The 4,664-nt window shown below is 47.7% G+C and carries 5 protein-coding genes; all 5 read left to right on the forward strand.

Annotated features, from left to right (window positions below; genetic code table 11):
• A partial coding sequence (locus DXB92_RS12800) for a hypothetical protein (RefSeq protein WP_347512276.1) occupies nt 1-199 on the forward strand: 199 nt, incomplete at its 5' end.
• Nucleotides 186-614 carry a DUF4406 domain-containing protein gene (locus DXB92_RS12805; protein WP_117734180.1) on the forward strand — a complete coding sequence of 143 codons (429 nt, stop codon included), beginning with the start codon at nt 186-188 and terminating at the stop codon, nt 612-614. The genes DXB92_RS12800 and DXB92_RS12805, both read left to right, overlap by 14 nt.
• Nucleotides 611-2,833: a phage/plasmid primase, P4 family gene (locus DXB92_RS12810; protein ID WP_117734181.1), complete on the forward strand. Its 2,223-nt coding sequence runs from the start codon at nt 611-613 to the stop codon at nt 2,831-2,833. Before DXB92_RS12805 ends, DXB92_RS12810 begins: the two co-directional genes overlap by 4 nt.
• Before the next feature lie 202 nt (nt 2,834-3,035).
• On the forward strand, nt 3,036-3,326 hold the full coding sequence (locus DXB92_RS12815) for a VRR-NUC domain-containing protein (protein ID WP_046437754.1): 291 nt from the start codon (nt 3,036-3,038) through the stop codon (nt 3,324-3,326).
• On the forward strand, nt 3,313-4,664 hold a 1,352-nt coding region (locus DXB92_RS12820), incomplete at its 3' end, for a DEAD/DEAH box helicase (protein WP_147330072.1). The genes DXB92_RS12815 and DXB92_RS12820, both read left to right, overlap by 14 nt.

Below are 4,664 nucleotides of genomic sequence, written 5' to 3' on the forward strand. Positions count from 1 at the left end.
CTTGAATGACACCACCAGTATCTCCGTGGAGATCAACAACGAAAACGTATACTGCCATTGCCCGCAGTGCGGTGCAGAAGTGCCGGTTGATCTGAGTATCTTCTGGACAGCAGAAAACTTTGACATTTTCAGCAGTGCCGTTTACTGCGATGCCTGCACACTGAAGCGGCTGAAAGGAGCACTGCATGAATCTGTATAACGCTGAGGGGTACATTGATCTCACTGCTTATGAAGCACTGAGCCGTATTGAACGAGAGGAACGCAGGGCGAAAAAGGCTGCCGCTTATCGACCGCTGGTATACATCTGTTCTCCCTATTCCCACGGCTGCATCAATGACAATATCGAAAACGCCAGACGATACAGCCGCTTTGCGGTAGACACCCACTATGTCCCTATCGCTCCCCACTTGCTGTTTCCGCAATTCATGGATGACAGTCTGGGCGAAGATCGTCAGACAGCGATGTTCATGAATTTGGTACTGCTGTCAAAATGTGCTCAGTTGTGGGTGTTTGGTTCTGTGCGGTCGGAGGGTATGCAGCAGGAAATCAAATGGGCGAAGCGGCGGCATATGACCATTCGGTATTTTACAGAAGAACTGGAGGAAATAGAATGAAATTTACGCTCTATACAGCAAACTGTACCGGCAATGAAAAGAATATCCTTTATCCAAACCAAAAGGTCATTACTTCAGAAGCGGACTTGAAAAAAGCCGTTGTCTACGATCATGTCTGTGCTCAGTATGAGAATTTTGCCCGCAGTGATGCCAATTTCCTGCTGTCTGATGTAGTACCCATGGATTGTGACAACGACCACTCAGATGACCCGAAAGACTGGATCACGCCTGAAATGCTGATGAACAGCTTAGGAGATGTTGCATTTGCAGTGACCTACAGCCGTCATCATATGTTGACAAAAGGCAGCAAATCTGCCCGTCCACGTTTCCATGTATTTTTCCCGACAGCACCCTGCAAGGATGCAAATTCCCATAAGGCAATAAAGCAGAAAATTCATAAGGAACTGCCGTTTTTTGATGGAAATGCACTGGATGCCTCACGTTTCCTCTTTGGCTGTCCGAGTGATGTTGTATGGCACGAAGGCAGTTTATCCATTGAGGACTGGCTTACACTGATGAAGTCAAATCGTAACATTCCGCAGGGACAGCGTAACAGCACAATGTCTCGCATGGCTGGAAAGCTGGTCAAGCGTTTTGGTGTGACTGAGGAAAGTTATCAGAAGTTTCTGGAAAAGGCAGCAGAATGCGAACCGCCGCTGCCGGATGAAGAACTGGAAACCATCTGGCACAGTGCCTGCAAATTCGGAAAAAAAGTAACCTCGCAGGAAGGATATATTTCTCCTGAAGCATACGGCAAACAGTCCCTGATTCCCGATGATTTTTCGGATGTTGGAGAGGCTCGCACATTTGTAGAAGGCTTTTCAGATGAGGTGGCGTTTACTATTGCGACCGATTATCTTCGCTACAACGGAACCTACTGGGAGGAGTCAGAGCACGCTGTCACCCTTGCTATGATCGAACATACAGACATACAGCTGGCAGAGGCAGAAAAGCAGGTGGAAGCATCCCTTCTGAAACTAGAAAGCCTCGGTGTTGCAAGAGATGCAGCAATCAATGGCGGCAAAAAGTTTCGGGATAGTCTGGACGAGGAACAGATCGCCGCATACAAGGAGTATCAGTACTATGCCACTTTCAAGGCATTCGTGATGAAATACCGCCATGTTCGCAGTATGACCAATGCACTGGATGCTGCAAAGCCTCTGGTTCTCCACAATCCCGAAGCCCTTGACAGCAATCCGATGCTTTTAAATACCCCCGGAGGCACTTACTATCTGCCCGAAGGATTGAATGGCTGGAAGCCCACAGACCCTGCCGACCTCTTAACGAAAGTGACGGCGGTCGTTCCGAGCAATGAAGGCGAAGAACTCTGGAATGATGCGTTGCAGCTGTTCTTCTGCGGCGACCAGAGCTTGATTGACTATGTGCAGATGATTTGCGGACTTTGTATTGTGGGCAAGGTGTATTTGGAGGCGATGATTATTGCTTACGGTGATGGACGTAACGGAAAATCGACTTTCTGGAATGTCATTTACAAGGTTCTGGGAAGTTACAGCGGCAACATTTCAGCAGATGCCCTGACTGTCAATTGCAAGAGAAACGTGAAGCCGGAAATGGCGGAACTCAAGGGAAAGCGGATGATTATTGCGGCAGAATTGCAAGAGGGCATGCGGCTGAATACCAGCGTGGTGAAGCAGCTCTGTTCCACTGACCCGATTTTTGCTGAAAAGAAATTCAAAGCACCATTCCACTTTGAACCCTCTCACACTTTGGTGCTGTATACCAATCATCTTCCGAAGGTCGGCGCATCGGATGACGGAACATGGAGAAGATTGATTGTGATCCCGTTTCACGCCAAGATTCAGGGCAAAGCAGATGTGAAGAACTATGCACAGCATCTTGTGGATAACGCTGGCGGTGCAGTGCTTTCATGGTTGATTGAAGGTGCAAGAAAGGTCATCGAGGCAAACTATCAGATCACCAGACCGCAGTGTGTTTTAGATGCGATCGGCTCTTATCGTGAGGGCAACGACTGGCTTGGAAATTTCATCAATGAATGCTGTGAGGTGGATAAAAGCTATCAGGAAAAGTCCGGAGAACTATATCGGCACTACCGTGAATACTGTCTTGAAAATGGTGAGTTTGTTCGCAGCACATCAGATTTCTATTCTGCTTTGGAACAAGCTGGGTATAAACGTAAGAGAACAACACAGTGTAATGTGATTGTGGGACTGTGCATCAAATTCGATTTCCTTGACTAAAAGTATGTTTTTGACTTCCACTCTATAAAATCGACCTCCACTTTTAAGGTCAAAAAACACCGAAATATAGGGAAAGTGGAAGTCATAGGAACTCATATACAGACTTTACGCAGGCGAGAAAAAAAGTAAAATTTTTCTCTCTATATAAGGTTTGTATTTGACTTCCTATGACCTCCATTTTCTCAAAAAACAGGGAGAATCCATGCGAGAAAAAATCATTGAAGAAAAACTCACAAAGGCAGTAAAGCAAAATGGCGGTGTGTGTTGGAAATTCACGTCTCCCGGAACGGCAGGCGTTCCAGATCGCATCGTATTGATGCCCGGCGGTAGAATTGCTTTTGTGGAAGTGAAAGCACCCGGAGAGAAACCAAGACCGCTTCAACTTTCCCGGCATAAACTTCTGAGGCGATTGGGTTTTCTGGTTTACGTCTTGGATGCTTGTGAGGGCATCGAAAAAATCATCTCGGAGGTGAAAAGCGATGGAACTACATGATTATCAGAAATATGCTGTTCGATTTATCGAAGAACATCCAATCGCAGCACTCTTTCTGGATATGGGACTTGGTAAGACGATTACAACACTGACCGCAATCCACAATTTGATGTTTGATCTGTTTGCGGTCAGAAAAGTTTTGATTATTGCACCACTGCGAGTTGCACGGGATACATGGTCTGCTGAAATTGAAAAATGGGAGCACTTGAAACCTCTGCGATACAGCGTAGCGGTCGGCACAGAGGAAGAACGCATTGCAGCTTTAAAGGCAGATGCTGACATCTACATCATCAACCGGGAGAACATTGACTGGCTCGTCAACAACACGAAGTTCGATTATGACATGGTGGTGATTGATGAGCTTTCCAGCTTTAAGAGCCACCAGAGCAAACGCTTCAAAGCCCTGATGAAAGTTCGACCGAATGTGAAACGCATCGTAGGGCTGACAGGAACGCCTGCCAGCAACGGCTTGATGGATTTATGGGCGGAATTTCGTCTGCTGGATATGGGGCAGCGGCTCGGCAGATTCATCGGGCAGTATCGGAATGCCTACTTCAAGCCAGACAAGCAGAACGGATATATCGTGTATTCCTACAAACCCCTGCCCGATGCCGAAGAACGGATCTACGAAAAAATATCGGACATTACTGTTTCGATGAAAGCCCTCGACCACCTGCACATGCCGGAATTAATTTCCAACGAATATCCCGTGCAGCTGTTCGACACGGAGCAAGAAACCTACAAGCGGTTCAAGTCCGAATTGATTCTGGAGATGCAGGACACTGAGATCACCGCCGCCAACGCTGCAAGTCTGTCCAACAAACTTTCCCAGCTGGCGAATGGTGCAGTGTATGACGATACCGAAGCGGTGATTCCTATTCACAGCCGAAAGCTGGATGCACTGGAAGATTTGATAGAGGCAGCCAACGGCAAGCCCGTTCTGGTGGCGTATTGGTTCAAGCATGATTTGGAGCGGATTCAAGAGCGACTGCGAAAGCTGAATGTTTCCTATCAGGAAATCCAGTCCTCTGACAGTATTCGGAACTGGAATGCTAGAAGGCTGCAAGTTGGTCTGCTGCACCCAGCCGCTGCCGGGCATGGCTTGAACTTACAGGCAGGCGGTTCTCACCTAATTTGGTTCGGACTGACCTGGAGTCTGGAACTCTACCAGCAGACCAACGCCAGACTGTGGCGGCAGGGGCAGCAATCCGAAACGGTTGTCATTCAACATCTCATCACCAAGGGTACGATTGACGAACGTATTCTGAAAGCCCTGACCCGGAAGGAACAAACCCAGACCGCTTTGATGACTGCTGTGCGTGCTGAAATTGTGAGGGA

This window comes from Ruminococcus sp. OM06-36AC, from assembly GCF_003438725.1.
GTDB classification, from domain to species: Bacteria; Bacillota; Clostridia; order Oscillospirales; family Ruminococcaceae; genus Ruminococcus_C; species Ruminococcus_C callidus.

What these genes read in the sequence shown, in the direction of transcription:
- DXB92_RS12805 (WP_117734180.1), top strand. Translation starts at nt 186, where the DNA reads ATGAATCTGTATAACGCTGAGGGGTACATTGATCTCACTGCTTATGAA.
- DXB92_RS12815 (WP_046437754.1), top strand. Translation starts at nt 3,036, where the DNA reads ATGCGAGAAAAAATCATTGAAGAAAAACTCACAAAGGCAGTAAAGCAA.
- DXB92_RS12810 (WP_117734181.1), top strand. Translation starts at nt 611, where the DNA reads ATGAAATTTACGCTCTATACAGCAAACTGTACCGGCAATGAAAAGAAT.